Raw genomic sequence first — 16,178 nt, 5'->3', positions numbered from 1 at the left:
CCGACTCAGGAGGTGCCGGCCCGCTCGACCGCGGCCGGCCGACGGCGCAGGGCTCGGGGCGCGTGCTCGGGGAGGACGCCCAGGCCGATGAGGCGGGCCGGGACTCCCTGCAGTGCCGGGAACCGCTGCAGCAGCCGCAGCACGCGGGGCGTGCCGACGACGAGGTCCCCGCTCAGGACGCGGGCGAGGATGCGCCGCTGGATCTGCCGCTGCCCGAGCTGGACCAGGGCCGTCGGCAGCAGCCGGCGCAGCCGCACCAGGGCCAGCCGGGCGGGGCTCGGGCCGCCGTCGCCGAACTCGCCGGCGAGCAGCCGGGCGGCGGCCGCGGCGTCCTGCACGGCGAGGTTGATGCCGACCCCGCCGATCGGCGACATCGCGTGCGCGGCGTCGCCGATGACCAGCAGGCCGGGCCGGTGCCACCGGGTGAGCCGGTCCACCCGCACGGAGAGCACGCTGACGGAGTCCCAGTCGTGCAGGGTCGCCACCGCACCGGGCATGGCGGGCAGGAGCCGGGCGAGGTCGGCGCGGAACGCCTCGATCCCGGCGTCGCGGAGCGCGGCGAAGCCGTCCTTGGGCACCAGGAAGGCGGTCTGCCAGTAGTCGCCCCGGTCGAAGATCACCATCATGCGGCCGCGCGAGATCCGACCCATCCCGCCGAACGAGGGCCCGGTGTCCCCCGGCAGCTTGGGCAGCCGGAACCAGAGCACGTCCATCGGCGCGCCGAAGTCCCGCAGCCGCAGCCCCGTCCCGCCGCGCAGCCGGGAGTTGCGGCCGTCGGCGGACACGGTCAGTGCGGCGCGGATCTCGCCCTCGGTGCCGTCGCCGGTCCGGTACCGGACGCCGGCGACCCGGTCGTCCTCGTGGAGAAGGCCGATCGCCTCGGTGCCCATCCGCAGGGAGAACGCCGGGAGGTCGCGGGCCTCGTCGGCGAGGAAGTCCAGGAAGTCCCACTGCGGCACGAACGTGAGGAACGGGAAGCGCCCGGGCAGCCGGGTGAAGTCGGCGACGGCGAACGTGCCCGCGTCGGTGGTGACCCCGATCCGCGGGATCTCCTGGTGCGGCAGCCGCAAGAACCCCTCGGCCAGCCCCAGTTCGTCGAGCAGCCGCAGCGTCGAGGGGTGCACGGTGTCGCCCCGGAAGTCGCGCAGGAAGTCGGTGTGCTTCTCCAGGACGACGACGTCCACGCCCTGCATCGCCAGGAGCAGCCCCAGCACCATGCCCGCGGGCCCGCCCCCGACGATGCAGCAGGTGGTCGACTCGGCGGTCATGGCGTCCTCCTCAGCGGCTCCGGTACAGGCGGGTGGTGACCGGCAGGAAGACCGCGGCGAGGACGGCGGCCACCGCCAGCGAGACGAGGATCGCGGTGCCGTCCGGCGTGCCGGCCATCAGCGAGCGGGACGCCGTCGCCAGCACCGAGATCGGGTTGACCTCGACGAAGGCCTGCAGCGGCCCGGGCAGCGTGCTCGGGTCGACGAACACGTTGGACAGGAACGTCAGCGGGAAGATGCCCATGAACCCGGCGTTCATGACCGCGTTGGGCGAGCGCATCAGCAGGCCGAGCACCGAGAACACCCACGACAGCCCGAACGAGAAGACGACGACCAGCGCCAGGGCCGCGAGCGCCCCGCCGACCCCGCCGTCCGGCCGGTACCCGAGCGCGACGCCGACGGCGATGATCACCGTGCCGGCCACGACGTAGCGGACGCTGTCGCCGAGCAGGGACCCCAGCAGCGGCGCCGGCCGCCAGATCGGCAGCGAGCGGAACCGGTCGACCACGCCCTTGGTGAGATCGGTGTTGAGCGTGACTCCCGAGTAGACGGTGGTGAACAGCACCGACATCACGAGCAGGCCGGGCAGCGTGTAGTCCAGGTAGGCGCTGGTCGAGCCCGCGATCGCGCCCCCGAACAGGTACGTGAACATCAGCAGGAACATCACCGGCGTCACGGTCACGTCGAGCAGCTGCTCGGGGACGTGCTTGACCTTGAGCATCCCGCGCCAGCCGAAGGTGAGCGCGGTCGCCAGCGGCCCGGGCCGCGGCGGGCGGACGGTCGAGGCGATGGCCCTTCGGACGGCGGCGGCGTCGGCGTCCTGGGCCGCGGTGGTGGTGGTCACGAGGCCTGCTCCTCCAGGGTCGGCGCGGAGCCCTCGTCGGCGTCGTCCGCGGGGTGGCCGGTGAGGGCCAGGAACACCTCGTCCAGGCTGGGCTGGTCGAGGGAGAAGTCGGCGATGCCCACGTCGGCGCGGGCGAGCTCGGCCAGCGCGAGCGCGGCCCTCCCGGCGTCGGCGCAGGCGGCCGACAGCGCCGTCGGGTCCGGCTCGGGCACCACGGCCCCGAGCGTGCGCTCGAGGACGCGCGCGGCGTCGGCGCGCTGCTCGGGGTCCAGCAGCCGGACGTGCAGCGAGCCGGTGCCGACCGACGCCTTGAGCTGGCCGGGCGTGCCCTCGGCGATGACCCGGCCGCGGTCGATGACGGCGATCCCGTCGGCGAGCTGGTCGGCCTCCTCGAGGTACTGGGTGCAGAGCAGGATCGTCGTCCCCTCGGCGACCAGCGCCCGGGCGATCTCCCACACCTGGTTGCGCGACCGCGGGTCCAGCCCGGTGGTCGGCTCGTCCAGGAACATCAGCTGCGGGGTGACGACGATGCTCGCGGCGATGTCGAGCCGGCGGCGCATGCCCCCGGAGTAGTGCTTGACCAGCTTCCCGCCGGCGTCGGCGATGCCGAAGGCCTCCAGCAGCTCGTCGGCCCGCGCCCGCGCGGCCGCCCGGCGGTGGCCGAGCAGCCGGCCGAGCAGCACCAGGTTCTCCCGCCCGGTGAGCTCCTCGTCGACCGAGGCGAGCTGGCCGGTCAGGCTGACCAGGCCGCGGACCGCGTCGGCCTCGGTGACGACGTCGTGCCCGAGGACGCGGGCGCTGCCGGCATCGGGCTCGATCAGCGTGGCCAGCATCCGGATCGTGGTCGTCTTCCCGGCGCCGTTGGGGCCGAGCACCCCGTAGATGGCCCCGGGCGGGACGGCGAGGTCGACGCCGGCCACCGCGCGGGTCTCCCCGAAGGACTTGGCGAGGCCGGTCGCCTCGATGGCCAGTGCGGTCCGTTCGGTCATCGCGCTCCCTCGGTCGGTTCCGCCGCAGCGTCTCTCGTCCCTCTGACGCAATTGGCGCCGGGGACTCATCGCCCCGCCACCCATTTCCGCGGTGGTGCGGCCGATGCTCCGGGTTCGAGCGCACTCGAGGTCAAGCCCGCCAGCGGTACTCCATCTCGGGGCGGCCGGTGCCGCCGTAGCGGGGGGCGCGCTCGACCAGGCCGGTGTCGGCCAGGTACTCCAGGTACCGGCGGGCGGTGATCCGCGAGGCGCCGATCCGCTCGCCGGTCTCGGCGGCCGACAGCCCCTCCTCCGCGGCGCGGACGGCGGCGACGACCGCGTCGAGCGTCTCCCGGCCCATCCCCTTGGGCAGCGGCGCCGGCCGGGCGGGCCGGACCGCGTCGAGGACCCGGTCCACGTCGTCCTGGCCGGCGGCGTCCCCGCCGGACCGCAGCCGCGCGCGGTACTCGGCGTAGGCGGTCAGCCGGTCGCGCAGGGCCGGGTAGGTGAACGGCTTGAGCAGGTAGCCGACGACGCCGTGCGCGGCCGCGGCCCGGACCGTGGCCAGCTCCCGCGCCGAGGTGACCGCCAGGACGTCGACGTCCCGACCCGCGGCCCGGATGCGCCGGCACAGCTCGATGCCGCTGGTGTCGGGGAGGTTCATGTCCAGCAGCACGAGGTCGACCCGCGCGCGGGCGAGCGCGTCGAGGGCGAGGGCTCCGGTGCCGGCGACGGCGGCGGTCGTGAAGCCCGGCGTCCGGTCGACGTAGGTCCGGTGCGCCTCGGCCGCGACCGGCTCGTCCTCGACGACCAGGACGGCGATCACCGCGGCGCCCCGGCGGTCACCGGCAGGGGCAGCGAGACGCGGAACTCCGCGCCCGGGCCGGGCCGGACCGACAGCGTCCCGCCGTGCCGGCGCACCGCGGCGTCGACCAGGGCCAGGCCCAGCCCGCGGCCGAGCCCCTGCGGTGCCCCGGTCGCGTCCTTGGTCGACCAGCCGCGCTCGAACAGGTGCGGCAGGTCCTCCTCGGCCACGCCGGGCCCGGTGTCCTCCACCCGGACCTCCAGCCGGCCGTCGACGACCTCGAGCGCGGCCTGCACCTCCCGCGGCGGGTCGCCGGCGAGCGCGGCGTCGATCGCGTTGTCGAGCAGGTTGCCGACGATCGTCACCAGGTCGCCGCCGGGGATCCCGGTGCTGCCGACCGAGGTCGACGGGTCGATCTCGAGCAGCACGCCGCGCTCGTGCGCGGTCGCCGTCTTGCCGAGCAGCAGCGCGGCGAGCACCGGCTCCCCCACCGCGTCGACCACCCGGTCGGTCAGCCGCTGCGCCGCGGCGAGCTCCGCGGTGGCGAACTCGACCGCCTCCTGCGGCCGGCCGAGCTCGACCAGCGAGACGGTGGTGTGCAGCCGGTTGGCGGCCTCGTGGGCCTGGGCGCGCAGCGACTCCGCGAAGGACCGCACGCTGTCCAGCTCCCCGGTGAGCGCCTGCAGCTCGGTGTGGTCCCGCAGCGTCACGACCGTCCCCGCCGACCGGCCCGCCGTCCGGGGCGGGGCCTGGTTGACCACCAGGACCCGGCTGCCGGTCACGTGCACCTCGTCGACGGCGGTCCGCTCGCGGCCGAGCACCTCGGTCAGCCCCGGCGGGAGGCCGAGCTCGCCCACGTGCCGGCCCGTCGGGTCGTCGTCGAGGTCGAGCAGCCGGCGGGCCTCGTCGTTGACCAGCTGCACCCGCTGGTCGGCGTCCACCAGGAGCAGCCCCTCGCGGACGGCGTGCAGGACGGCGTGGTGGTACTCGACCATCCGCGCCAGCGCCGCCGGGGACAGGTCGTGGGTCTGCCGCCCCACCCGGCGGCTCAGCGCCCAGCTGCCGAGCGCACCGACGGCCAGCGTGGCCGCACCCGTGCCGAGGATGCCGGGGACGGCGGCGGCGAGGTCCTGCCCGATCGCGGCGACGGTGATGCCGGCCGAGACCACGGCCACGACGTCGCCGTCGGCGCCGAACACCGGCCCGGTCGCGCGGACCGAGGGGCCGAGGGTGCCGGTGTAGGTCTCGGTGAAGGTCTCCCCGGCCAGCGCGGGGGCGATGGTGCCCCGGAACGGTCGGCCGATCTGCTCCGGGTCGGGATGGGTCCAGCGCGTGCGGTCGGGCGCCAGGACGGTGATGAAGGAGGTCCCGGTGTCGGCCCGCACCTGCTCGACGTAGGGCTGCAGCACCGCGGTCGGGTCCGGGCCGGTCGCGGCGTCGCGGACCAGCGGTGAGTCGGCGAGGCTCTCCACGATCGCCGTCGTCCGCTGCTCGGCGGCCTCCTGGACGGCCTGCCGGGCCTCCAGCCAGGCCACGGCGGTGGCCGCCAGCACGACGACGCCCACCACGAGGGCCTGCAGCAGCAGCAGCCGGCGGGCCAGGCTGGCCCCTCGCCCGAACCGGGCCAGGAAGGCGGGCACGTGCACGCCGGAAGTGTGCTCCGCCCGCGCCCGGGGAACCGCACCGGTGAACGCAATGAACACATGGGTGACCGCGGTCACCCCACGGGGAACTGTGACTCGCGTCGCCCCGTCCGGGCCGACGTCCCCCCGAGAGGGCACCCCCGCCCCCGGCCCACCCCGCAGGAGCAGTCGATGGCCTCTGGCACCGAGCAGGAGACCCCGCCCCCGGCGCGGCGCGACCGCACCCACTGGCTCTACCTCGCCGTGATCGGCGCGGTGATCGCCGGCATCGTCGTCGGCTTCGCCTTCCCCGAGTTCGCCGTCGGCCTCAAGTGGCTGGGCACGGCGTTCGTCGGGTTGATCAAGATGCTGATCGGCCCGGTCATCTTCTGCACGATCGTGATCGGCATCGGCTCGATCCGGCAGGCGGCCAAGGTCGGCCGCGTCGGTGGCCTGGCGCTGGGCTACTTCCTGCTCATGTCGACCGTCGCCCTGGCGATCGGCCTGGTCGTGGGCAACATCCTGCACCCCGGTGACGGCCTGCAGCTGACCGAGGCGCTGCGTGGGCAGGGTTCGGAGCTGGCGGAGACCGCGCACGAGAGCGGCGGGACGACGGACTTCCTGCTCGGCCTGATCCCGACGACGCTGCTGTCCGCGCTCACCGACGGCTCGGTGCTCCAGGCGCTGCTGGTCGCGCTGCTCGTGGGCTTCGCCATCCAGGCGATGGGACGCTCGGGCGAGCCGCTGCTGCGCGGGGTCGGGTACCTGCAGAAGCTGGTCTTCCGGATCCTCGCCATGATCATGTGGGTCGCGCCGATCGGTGCCTTCGGGGCGATCGCCGCCGTCGTCGGCGAGACCGGGGTCGACGCGCTGAAGAGCCTCGCCGTGATCATGCTGGGCTTCTACGCCACCTGCGCCCTGTTCGTGTTCGTCGTCCTCGGCCTGCTGCTGCGGCTGGTGGCGAAGGTGAACATCTTCAGCCTGCTGCGCTACCTCGGCCGCGAGTTCCTGCTGATCGTGTCCACCTCGTCGTCGGAGACGGCGCTGCCGCGGCTGATCGCGAAGATGGAGCACGCGGGCGTCAGCCAGCCGGTGGCCGGGATCGTCGTGCCGACCGGGTACTCGTTCAACCTCGACGGCACCGCGATCTACCTGACGATGGCGTCGCTGTTCATCGCCGAGGCGCTGGGCGACCCGCTGTCGATCGGCGAGCAGATCGGCCTGCTGCTGTTCATGATCGTCGCCTCCAAGGGCGCCGCCGGCGTCACCGGCGCGGGCCTGGCCACGCTCGCCGGCGGCCTGTCGGCGCACCGGCCGGAGCTGCTCGACGGCGTCGGGCTGATCGTCGGCATCGACCGGTTCATGTCCGAGGCGCGGGCCGTGACCAACTTCGCCGGCAACGCGGTGGCCACCGTGCTGGTCGCGACCTGGACGAAGGAGCTCGACCGCGAGCAGCTGTCCGCGGCGCTGTCGGGCGAGAGCCCGTTCGACGAGGCGCGGATGATCGACGAGCACGACGACGAGCCGGCGTCCGGCACGAACGCCGGGCCGGGCCAGCGCGACGCCCGCAGCGTCGAGCGCGAGGTGGCGGCGGGCTCCCTGCACTGACCGCTCCCCACCCCGACGGAGCCCCCGGCCTGGTCCCAGGCCGGGGGCTCCGTCCGGTCCACGGGCCGGCACTGGCGATCCGGCGCTACGAGCGCGCTCTCCGGGACCTGACCGACCTGCCGGTGCGCCGGGTTCCTCATCGGCCCCTGCTCCCCCGGTGCTGGGAGCTCCGCGACGACCTGACCGCGTACGACGCCTCGTACGTCGCACTCGCCGAGGCGCTCGACACGGTCCTGCTGACCGCAGACGTGCGGCTGCCCCGCGCTCCTGGTGCGCGCTGCCCGGTCGAGGTGATCGGTGCGCCGGACGTCCCCCGAGGGACGCCGGGCCGCCGTGGCCCGTGCTCCGCGTCGGCCTCCACCGCTGGCACGCTGACCCCATGCACCTGGTCCTGGAGTACACGCTCGCCGACGACTACCTGGAGCGCCGGGCGGCGTTGCGCGAGGAGCACCTGACGCTGGTCCGGGCCGCGCACGAGCGCGGGGAGCTGCTGCTGGCCGGCGCGCTGCCCGATCCCTACGACCGGGCGCTGCTCGTCTGGACCGCCCCGCGCGAGGTCGTCGAGCGCTTCGTCGAGGCCGACCCGTACGTGGTCAACGGCCTGGTGACCGGGTGGACGGTGCGCGACTGGAACGTGGTCGTCGGAGGCTGACGCCCTCGGGAGCATCGCAGCGAGCGCCAGCGAGCGAGGAGCGGACCGGGGGGCGGAAGCCGACCGGGCGCCGGAGGCTGACGCCCCCTGGCCCGTACCGGAGTGCGGCGGCGGAGGAAACCTGCACCGCCGCACTCCGGTACGTGGCCGTGGCCTCAGCGGCCGAGCACGCCCCGCAGCACGCCGGAGAGCCACTCCCGCGCCTGCTCCGCCGAGGACGGCGAGTCGAGGTGCCGCCCCGCGACGTACAGGTCGGGGCGCACCAGGAGCACGCCGCCGTCCTGGATCTCACGCAGCTCGGCCCAGGTGCCGTACGGGTCCTCGACCGGCTGCCCCGGGCCGATCGACACGGGGATGATCGTGAGCCCCAGCTCCGGCCCGAGCTCCGCGGCGGCCGCCAGCCACGCCTCCCCGCGATCCCGGTGACCACGGCGAAGCGGCCGTGCCCGACCAGGTCCAGGGTCGAGGTCCGGCGTCCGCCCACGGTCACCCAGGTGTGCGGGACCTTCGCGCCGGGCCCCGTGGTGGCCTGGGCGTAGAGCACGGGGTCGCGCCGGTACTCGGGCATCGGCGTCCCGTCGGGGACGACCGCCGACGAGGCGTACCGCTGGTTGCGCTCGACCCCGTGGGCGTCGAACTCGTAGGCCTTGTAGGCGATCGCCTCGCGCAGCGCGGCGCGGATCTTCTCCCCCTCCGGGCCGGGCGACCTCCACAGGGCCAGCTGCTCCTGCAGGTGGTCGGCCTCGGTGTGCTCGAGGTCCAGCGCGGTGAGGATCTTGCCGGTGTCGGCGATGCTCTGGTTGGCCCGCTCGACGATCTGCCGCGCGATCGGCGCCCGCTCGGCGTCGTAGCTGTCCAGCAGGGACGGGGACGCCGTGCCGGCCACGACGTGGGCGAGCTTCCAGGCCAGGTTGTAGGAGTCCTGGACGGAGGTGTTGGAGCCCAGGCCGTTGGTCGGCGGGTGGCGGTGGATCGCGTCCCCGGCGCAGAACACCCGGCCCTTCGAGATCGTCGTGGCGAAGTGGTGGTTGACCGTCCACGGCGACCGGGACTTCACGTGCATCTCGAAGTCGTCGGTGCCGACCAGCGCGACCGCGAGCTCCCGGACCACCTCGTCGCTGAGGTCCGGCGGGCCGCCGGCCACCTCGTAGCCCCACATGAGCATCCACTCGTGCCAGGGCTTGATCATCCGCAGCACACCGAGGCCGACGCCCTCCTTCTCCGCCCCCGGCTGGAGCATCCAGTAGAGGACCGAGGGCCGGTGCGCGACGAACCTCGACAGGTCGGCCTCGAAGACGATGCTCAGCGCGCCGGCCACCGCGCCCGGCCCCTCGTAGGGCAGGCCGAGGTCGGCGGCGACCTTGCTCCGCGCGCCGTCGGCGCCGAGCAGGTACTTCGAGCGGATCGTGTACTCGGCTCCGGAGAGCCGGTCGCGGACGGTCGTGGTGACGCCGTGGTCGTCCTGCACGTGCCCGAGGTACTCGGTGTCGAAGCGGATCCGCGCGCCGCGCTCCTGGGCCGCCTGCACGAGGATCGGCTCGGTGATCGTCTGTGGCGCGTCGAGCATCGTGCAGGGGCTGGCCAGCTCGTAGTCGGCGTGGCGCACGGTGTCGGTGCCCCACGACGGGATCCGGCCCAGCTCCTCACCGGTGAGGCTCGTGCAGAACGTCGTGTTGCCCATGTACTCCCAGGGCGTCGCCTCGCGCATCAGCCGGTCCTCGATGCCCATGTCGCGCATCGCCTCCATCGTGCGCTGGTTGGTGATGTGCGCACGGGGGGTGTCCGAGAGCCGGCCGTACTTGGTGACCAGCAGGGTGGAGGTGCCGTAGGTCGCCAGGAACAGCGCGGCCGAGGCCCCGGCCGGCCCCGATCCGACGACGAGGACGTCGACCGCGACGGCCGCCCCTCCCTGGTCCGTGGTCGTCGTCGCGGGAGCGCTCATCGAGGTCCTCTCGTCGGGGTCGGCAGGCGGACAACTGTCCGCTCCGGTCCGATCCCAACGCCGGACCGGCCGTGTGTCAACCGTCACACGGCGCGACCGACGGCGCCCGGGCCGACGGGTACGTGCCCGCTTCCCGCACTGCGCGCGGCGCTGTGACGCGGGCCACACTCGTCATCCCGCCGACACCCGGAGGAGGAGACCGTGAGAGCAGCCCGGTTCCACGCGCGGGAGGACGTCCGGATCGAGGACGTCGCCGACCCCTCCCCCGGCCCCGGCCAGGTCAGGCTGCGCAACGCCTACTCCGGCATCTGCGGGTCGGACCTGCACGTGTACTACGCGCCCGAGAGCTCCGGCCTGGACTACACCCAGCCCCACCCGCTCACCGGGTCGATGCCCCCGCAGGTGCTCGGCCACGAGTTCTCCGGCACGGTCGTCGAGCTCGGGGACGGGGTCGACGGCGTCGCGGTCGGCGACCGGGTCGCGGTCTGGCCCGTCTACTCCTGCGGGCGGTGCGCGGCGTGCCGCAAGGGGATGGTCAACACCTGCCGCAGCTTCGGCTTCCACGGGCTGACCAGCGACGGCGGCGGCATGGCCGAGTACACGACCGTGCCCGCGACGATGCTGCACCGGCTGCCCGACGAGGTGGACCTGCGCATGGGCGCCCTCGTCGAGCCCATGTCGGTCGCCTGGCACGCCGTCGACCTGAGCGGGGTCCGGCCGGGCGGGTCGGCGCTCGTCGCCGGCGCCGGCCCGATCGGCATCGGCCTGTTCTTCGCGCTGCGGGCCCGCGGCGTCGAGACCGTCGTCGTCTCCGAGCCCAGTGCGGCCCGGCGCGCGGCGGTGGAGCGGCTCGGCGCGCCCACCGTCGTCGACCCCACGGCCGACGACCTCGGCACGGTCGTCGCCGAGCTGACCGGCGGGGACGGCGTGGACGTCGCCTTCGACGCGGCCGGCGCCGGCGCCGCGGTGACCTCGGCGATCGGGGTGCTGGCACCCGCCGGCCGGCTGGTGGTCGTCGCCCTGCACGAGCGGGGGTTCGAGTTCAACCCGAGCGTGCTGGTGTTCGGCGAGACGTCGATGACGGGGGCGCTGGCCTACCTGCCGCGCGACTTCGACGCGGTCATCGCCGCGATGGCCGAGGGACGCTACGACACGACCGGCTGGGTGGACGAGATCGGCGTCGACGACCTGGTGGACGCGTTCGGCCGGCTGCGCCGCGGCGACGGGATGAAGGTGCTGGTCACGGTCTGACCGCGGCTTCGGCGGCCGGGCCGGCCCCCGTGGGGAAGGAGGTGCCCGGAGGGGTGCGCGATGTCCCGTCGGAGGGGTAAGGCACCCTGCGAGTACCGCGCACGAGCCGGGAAGAGGCCCGCGCGGGCGGTCGGTGGGACGGACCCACCGACGCGAGGGGTGCAGGAGCAAGAGATGCCGCAGGGCACGGTGAAGTGGTTCAACGCCGAGAAGGGCTTCGGGTTCATCGAGGCCGACGAGGGCGGGCCGGACGTGTTCGTCCACTTCTCGGCGCTCCCCGACCAGGGCGGCTACCGCAGCCTGGACGAGGGGCAGCGCGTGGAGTACGAGGCCAGCCAGGGCCAGCGCGGCCCGCAGGCGGACTCGGTGCGGCCGCTCGGCGGCGGCCGTCCCTCGCGGGAGGCGCCGGCACGTGACCGTGACCGCGGGGGCGACCGCGGCCGGCCGTCCTCCCGGGGCGGCGCACGGAGCACGGGCACCGTCTCGTGGTTCAACGCCGAGAAGGGCTTCGGGTTCATCGCCCCCGACGACGGCTCGGCCGACGTCTTCGTCCACTTCTCGGCCATCGCCGACACGGGCGGGTACCGCAGCCTCGACGAGGGCCAGCGGGTCGAGTTCACGACCACCCAGGGCCAGCGCGGCCCGCAGGCCGAGGACGTCCGTCCCGAGGGCGGCTCCGGTGGCGGGTCCCGCGGCCGGGACTCCGGCTACCGCGACTCCGGATACCGCGACTCCGGATACCGCGACTCCGGATACCGCGACAGCGGTCCGCGCGAGAGCGGCGGGCGGCGCTCCGGGGGCGGCGGCCGGACGCAGGGCACGGTGAAGTGGTTCAACGCGGAGAAGGGCTTCGGGTTCATCGAGCCCGACGACGGCGGGCCGGACGTGTTCGTCCACTTCTCGGCCATCGCCGACACGGGCGGCTACCGCAGCCTCGACGAGGGCCAGCGGGTCGAGTTCGAGACGACCCAGGGCCAGCGCGGCCCGCAGGCCGAGGACGTCTCGGCCGTCTGACCGCCGGCGGGCCGGCCTCCCAGGGGCAGGCCGGCCCGCCGGGGTCCCGGCGACTCAACCGGGGCCCGGGCTCACTCCCCCTGGCCCATCGCGTCGTCGACCGCCGTCTCGCCCGCGGTGCGGCCGCCGCCGGCGCGCTCCGGGTGCTGCCCGGGGCTGTCGGAGGTGTCCTCCGGCTCCTGGCCCTGCTGCGCGGCGTCCGTCGGCTCGCTCATCTCGTCCTCCTCCTGCGCTGTCCCCGGGTTCCCCGGGCGGCCGGGCCCCGGCACGCGGCCGGGCGGCCCCGAGTCGGCGCATACCCGGCTCCGGTGGGGTTGAGCCGCGCATCGGGGGTACTACTGCGGCACAGGCCCCCGGGCGAGACGGTCCCGGACCCGTCCCCAGCCAGGGAGCCGCCATGCTGCCCGTCGTCCTCCCCGTGTCCGAGATCGACCAGTACATCGCCGAGGCCCACCGCGACCTGGGGGTCGCGCGCGCCGAGTTCACCGAGTCGCCGAGCATCGCCGCGTTCACCGCCTGCCAGGCGGCCGAGACCCGCCTCAACGAGTGGCTCGAGGCGCGCTGGGTGCTCACCCGTCCCGCGGCCTGAGGGCCGCGCCGGTACCGCTCGAGGGTCTCCCCGACCGTCGTCCGGCCGACGTGCCCGTCGAACTCGGTGCCGGCGACGTCGTCGTCGGTGATCGCGCTCGCCACCCAGGCGCACTTCCGCCGCGACTTCACGCGGGTCGCCACGATGACACCCCGGGAGTTCGCCGCCCGCTCCTCGGGAGGGCGCGAGGCGGCCCGGCTCACAGCAGGCGGACGTCGGCCTCGACGGCCTCGAACGCCTTCCGCGCGGCGATGAGGACGGGGTCCCACACCGGGGAGAACGGCGGGGCGTAGGAGAGGTCCAGGGACAGGATCTGGTCGACACCCATCTCGTTCCAGATGCAGATGGCCAGCGCGTCGATGCGCTTGGCCGACGCCTCCCGGCCCACCACCTGCGCGCCCAGCAGCTGCCCGGAGCGCCGCTCCGCGATCATCTTGACGCGGATCGGCTGTGCGCCCGGGAAGTACCCGGCCTTGGTCGTGGAGTCGACCGACGCCGTGACGAAGGAGTACCCGGCCGCGGCCGCCTCCGCCTCGGACAGGCCGGTGCGCGCCACCTCCAGGTCGCAGATCCGGGTGATCGCCGTCCCGATGACCCCGGGGAACGTCGCGTAGCCGCCGCCGATGTTGATCCCCGCCACCCGGCCCTGCTTGTTGGCGTGGGTGCCCAGCGCGACCACGATCGGCTGCCCGGTGAGCCGGTGCCGCGACTCGACGCAGTCCCCGGCGGCCCACACCCCCTCGACGGGCGTGTGCATCCGCACGTCGACGGCGACGCCGCCGGAGACCCCGAGCGGGATGCCGGCCTCCTCGGCCAGCCGGACGGCCGGCCGCACGCCCAGGCCGAGGACCACCAGGTCGGCGGGCAGCTCCTTGCCGCTCGCGGTGACCACCGCCCGCGCCCGCCCGGTGCGGTCCACCTCGATCGCCCCGACCGGGTCGGAGAGCACCAGCTCGATCCCCTCGCGGCGGACGGCGTCGGCGATGAACTGCCCGACGTCCGGGTCGAACGTGCCCACCGGCGTGGCCGAGCGGTCGACGACGGTGACCTCGAGCCCGCGGATGCGGCAGGCCTCGGCGATCTCCAGGCCGATGTAGCCGCCGCCGACCACGACCACCCGGCGGACGTCGCCGTGCTCGAGCTCGGTGCGCAGCGCCACGCCGTCGTCGAGCACCTGGACGCCGTACACCCCGGCGGCGTCGATGCCCGGGACCGGCGGGCGCATCGGGACGCTGCCGGTGGCGTACACCAGCTCGTCGAAGCCCTCGGTCCCCTCGCCGCCGCCGTCCAGGTCCCGCCAGTGGACGACGCGGCGGTCCAGGTCGATCCCGACGACCTCGGTGCGCATGCGGACGTCGATGCCCGCGGCCCGGTGCTGCTCGGGCGTGCGGGCGACCAGGTCGGCCTCGGAGTCGACGGCGTCGCTGATCCAGTACGGGATGCCGCACGCGGAGTAGGACGTCGCCCGGCCCCGCTCGAACATCACGACGTCGAGATCGCGCTGCCGCTTCTTCGCCTGGGACGCGGCGCTGCCGCCGGCTGCGTCCCCACCCACCACGACCACCCGCGTGCCCACGTCCCGGAACGTAGGGGACCCGGCGGGCGGTCGCCGCTCGACGCGGGGATGGTGCGGGCGCGCGGGGGTAGGAGCCGATCATGACGACGCCTCCCCCGCCCGGCCCGCAACCCCCGTCGCCGTCCCCGTCGCCCATGGACCCGGTCTCCCCGCCCGGGCCGGCGCCGGTCCCGCAGCCGGGCCCCACCGACCCGACCGCCCCTCCTCCGGAGGGCCCGCAGCCGGTCTGATAACCGCCGGCCGGTGGCCGGCCGGCGCGGCCACGGCCGTCGCCGAGCAGGAGCGGCTGGCCGCCCTGCGGCCCCCGGCGTGGACGCCCGGCGCCGGGTCCCTCGTCGCGGCCGCGGTCGCGGTCTCCGACGCCGGGGACCGGCGCTGCTGGGCCGCGGCGGTCCTGGTGCGCGGCACCCGGGTCCTGGCCGCGCGGGTGGCCGAGGGCACGGCGGCGGCGCCCTACGTCCCGGCGCTGCTCGTCCTCCGGGAGGGCCCGCTGCTCGCGACGGCGGTGCAGCAGCTGGGCCGTACCCCCGACGTGCTGCTGCTCGCCGCGACCGGCCGCGACCACCCGCGCCGCGCCGGGCTCGCGGTGCACCTCGGCGCGGTGCTCGGGCCGCCCACCGTGGGCGTCACCGACGCCCCGCTGCTGGCCCGCGGCCCCGGCCCCGGCCCGCGGCCGGGCGCTACCGCTCCCCTGCTGCTGGACGGCGAGGAGGTCGCCCGCTGGGTGCGGACCGCGGCCGGGGTCCGCCCCGTGGTCGCGTCGGCGGCCTGGCGCACGACCGCGGCCACGGCCGCCGGCGTCGTCCTGGCCGCGAGCACCGGGGTGCGCACGCCGCAGCCGCTGCGCGAGGCCCGCCGGCTGGCCCGCGAGGCGCGCGCGGCCTCGCTCAGGGGCGGTGGGGGACCAGGCGCGTGCCCTCCGCGCGGGTGAAGCCGGCCGCGTCGTCCGGGTCGCCCTCGCCGGTCCACCGCGCGACGCCCGGGTGGGCGAAGAGCGGGCGGGTCTGCAGCACGGTGCCGTCCTCGGCGGTCCTGGTGGCGAGCAGCTCCTCGGGCGCGCGGCCCCCCTCGACCCAGGCGACCAGCTCCTCGAACTGGCCGCCCGGCTGCGGCCCGACCCCGCCGCCACAGTGGCCGACACCGGGGGCGAGGAACAGCCGGAGGAAGGCGTCGGTGCGCTCGGCGCCCATCCGCGCCAGGACCCGCTCGTAGCAGTCGACGGTCCCCTGGAACGGGATGCCGAAGTCGGCGGCCCCGTGCCAGAGCAGGGCCTTCCCGCCGCGGTCGGCGAGGGCGGTCAGGTCGGGGTCGTCGGTGGCCAGGACGGCGGAGTACACCTCCACCGACTGGTCGGAGTGGGCCTCGAACGCCTCGCGGGTGAGGGTGCGCCAGTCCCACGACGGGTCCTGCTCGAGGAACAGGCCGATCCACCACAGGTCGAAGACGAACGGCTGCCCGACCAGCTCGCCGTCCACCACGGCGGTGTCGTGCAGGCCGGCGAAGGGCGCCCCGGGGGCGAGGCCGTGCCAGAGGAACCCGCCGTCGCGCCGCCGCGGCCCCTCCCCGATCAGCCGGACCACCTCGACGTCGGTCGCGGTCTGGGGGCCGTCCGGCGTCGGCAGGCCGACGAGGGCGTCGAGATGGGGCCGCGCGCCGAGCGGGTCGCCCACCACACGGTCGCGCACGCCGTCGCCGACGACGTCGCACTGCTCGACGATCGCGTCCAGCGCGGCCTGGAACTCGGCCGCCGAGACGGGGTTGCCCCGCTCGAGCACCACCTGATGGCCGAACTCCGGGGAGCCGCCGAGGAAGCCGCCCCCGCCGACACCCTGGAAGCGGCCGTTCCACGTCTCCGCCGGCAGGTGGACCCAGACGGCGACGCGGTCACCGGCGGGCGGGTGGGTGACCGTCAGCTGCACGCGGCAGGACGGCGGCGTGGTCGCGTCCCCCGGGTCGTCGACGACGGAGTCGACGGTCGTGTTCGGCAGCGACAGCGTGGCGAGTCGGCTCGAGGCCCCCGGGACCGGCACGCGGCCGAG

At 75.3% G+C, this 16,178-nt stretch carries 15 protein-coding genes; 6 read left to right on the top strand and 9 right to left on the bottom strand.

Annotated features, from left to right (window positions below; translation table 11 throughout):
- Positions 1 to 5 precede the first annotated feature (5 nt).
- The 5 genes from ACI782_RS11405 to ACI782_RS11385 all read right to left on the bottom strand — a co-directional run bounded on the left by ACI782_RS11405 (position 6) and on the right by ACI782_RS11385 (position 5,531).
- Complete coding sequence (locus ACI782_RS11405; RefSeq protein ID WP_456909164.1) at positions 6 to 1,268, bottom strand: FAD-dependent oxidoreductase; 1,263 nt, start codon at positions 1,266 to 1,268, stop codon at positions 6 to 8.
- A gap of 10 nt (positions 1,269 to 1,278) precedes the next feature.
- Complete coding sequence (locus ACI782_RS11400) at positions 1,279 to 2,112, bottom strand: ABC transporter permease (RefSeq protein ID WP_456909162.1); 834 nt, start codon at positions 2,110 to 2,112, stop codon at positions 1,279 to 1,281.
- Complete coding sequence (locus ACI782_RS11395; RefSeq protein WP_456909160.1) at positions 2,109 to 3,101, bottom strand: ATP-binding cassette domain-containing protein; 993 nt, start codon at positions 3,099 to 3,101, stop codon at positions 2,109 to 2,111. The genes ACI782_RS11400 and ACI782_RS11395 overlap by 4 nt, the downstream gene beginning before the upstream one ends.
- A 130-nt stretch (positions 3,102 to 3,231) precedes the next feature.
- Complete coding sequence (locus tag ACI782_RS11390; protein ID WP_456909158.1) at positions 3,232 to 3,906, bottom strand: response regulator; 675 nt, start codon at positions 3,904 to 3,906, stop codon at positions 3,232 to 3,234.
- On the bottom strand, positions 3,903 to 5,531 hold the full coding sequence (locus ACI782_RS11385) for a sensor histidine kinase (RefSeq protein ID WP_456909156.1): 1,629 nt from the start codon (positions 5,529 to 5,531) through the stop codon (positions 3,903 to 3,905). Before ACI782_RS11385 ends, ACI782_RS11390 begins: the two co-directional genes overlap by 4 nt.
- Before the next feature lie 168 nt (positions 5,532 to 5,699).
- Here ACI782_RS11385 and ACI782_RS11380 point away from each other — a divergent pair, with 168 nt between their 5' ends.
- On the top strand, positions 5,700 to 7,115 hold the full coding sequence (locus tag ACI782_RS11380) for a cation:dicarboxylate symporter family transporter (protein WP_456909154.1): 1,416 nt from the start codon (positions 5,700 to 5,702) through the stop codon (positions 7,113 to 7,115).
- Positions 7,116 to 7,494: 379 nt separating this feature from the next.
- Entirely contained in the window at positions 7,495 to 7,767 is a 273-nt protein-coding gene (locus ACI782_RS11375) for a YciI-like protein (protein ID WP_456909152.1), read from the top strand.
- Here ACI782_RS11375 and ACI782_RS11370 read toward each other — a convergent pair.
- Entirely contained in the window at positions 7,709 to 9,709 is a 2,001-nt protein-coding gene (locus ACI782_RS11370; RefSeq protein WP_456909150.1) for an FAD-dependent oxidoreductase, read from the bottom strand. The two genes, ACI782_RS11375 and ACI782_RS11370, sit on opposite strands and share 59 nt — an antisense overlap.
- A gap of 201 nt (positions 9,710 to 9,910) precedes the next feature.
- Between ACI782_RS11370 and ACI782_RS11365 the strand changes: the two genes are divergently transcribed.
- Positions 9,911 to 10,960 carry a 2,3-butanediol dehydrogenase gene (locus tag ACI782_RS11365; protein ID WP_456909148.1) on the top strand — a complete coding sequence of 350 codons (1,050 nt, stop codon included), beginning with the start codon at positions 9,911 to 9,913 and terminating at the stop codon, positions 10,958 to 10,960.
- 174 nt (positions 10,961 to 11,134) lie between these two features.
- Entirely contained in the window at positions 11,135 to 11,974 is an 840-nt protein-coding gene (locus ACI782_RS11360; RefSeq protein ID WP_456909146.1) for a cold-shock protein, read from the top strand.
- A gap of 71 nt (positions 11,975 to 12,045) precedes the next feature.
- Here the strand turns inward: ACI782_RS11360 and ACI782_RS11355 are convergent, their stop codons facing one another.
- Positions 12,046 to 12,189, bottom strand: a complete 144-nt coding sequence (locus ACI782_RS11355) for a hypothetical protein (protein WP_456909144.1) — start codon at positions 12,187 to 12,189, stop codon at positions 12,046 to 12,048.
- Positions 12,190 to 12,371: 182 nt separating this feature from the next.
- Here ACI782_RS11355 and ACI782_RS11350 point away from each other — a divergent pair, with 182 nt between their 5' ends.
- Positions 12,372 to 12,563 (top strand): hypothetical protein, encoded by a 192-nt coding sequence (locus ACI782_RS11350; RefSeq protein ID WP_456909142.1) that lies wholly within the window; start codon positions 12,372 to 12,374, stop codon positions 12,561 to 12,563.
- Positions 12,564 to 12,762: 199 nt separating this feature from the next.
- Here ACI782_RS11350 and ACI782_RS11345 read toward each other — a convergent pair whose 3' ends face one another.
- Positions 12,763 to 14,139, bottom strand: coding sequence for an FAD-dependent oxidoreductase (locus ACI782_RS11345; protein WP_456909140.1), 1,377 nt, complete (start codon positions 14,137 to 14,139; stop codon positions 12,763 to 12,765).
- Here ACI782_RS11345 and ACI782_RS11340 point away from each other — a divergent pair.
- Positions 14,132 to 15,070: an endonuclease V gene (locus tag ACI782_RS11340; RefSeq protein ID WP_456909138.1), complete on the top strand. Its 939-nt coding sequence runs from the start codon at positions 14,132 to 14,134 to the stop codon at positions 15,068 to 15,070. The two genes, ACI782_RS11345 and ACI782_RS11340, sit on opposite strands and share 8 nt — an antisense overlap.
- On the opposite strand, the gene ACI782_RS11335 is transcribed toward ACI782_RS11340, so the two are convergent.
- Positions 15,027 to 16,169, bottom strand: coding sequence for a tannase/feruloyl esterase family alpha/beta hydrolase (locus ACI782_RS11335; RefSeq protein WP_456909136.1), 1,143 nt, complete (start codon positions 16,167 to 16,169; stop codon positions 15,027 to 15,029). The genes ACI782_RS11340 and ACI782_RS11335 overlap by 44 nt on opposite strands.
- Positions 16,170 to 16,178 lie beyond the last annotated feature (9 nt).

It is taken from the genome of Geodermatophilus sp. SYSU D00703, from assembly GCF_054050155.1.
Note: the sequence above shows the minus strand (reverse complement) of the source record. Positions and strands in the feature narration are given on the sequence as shown.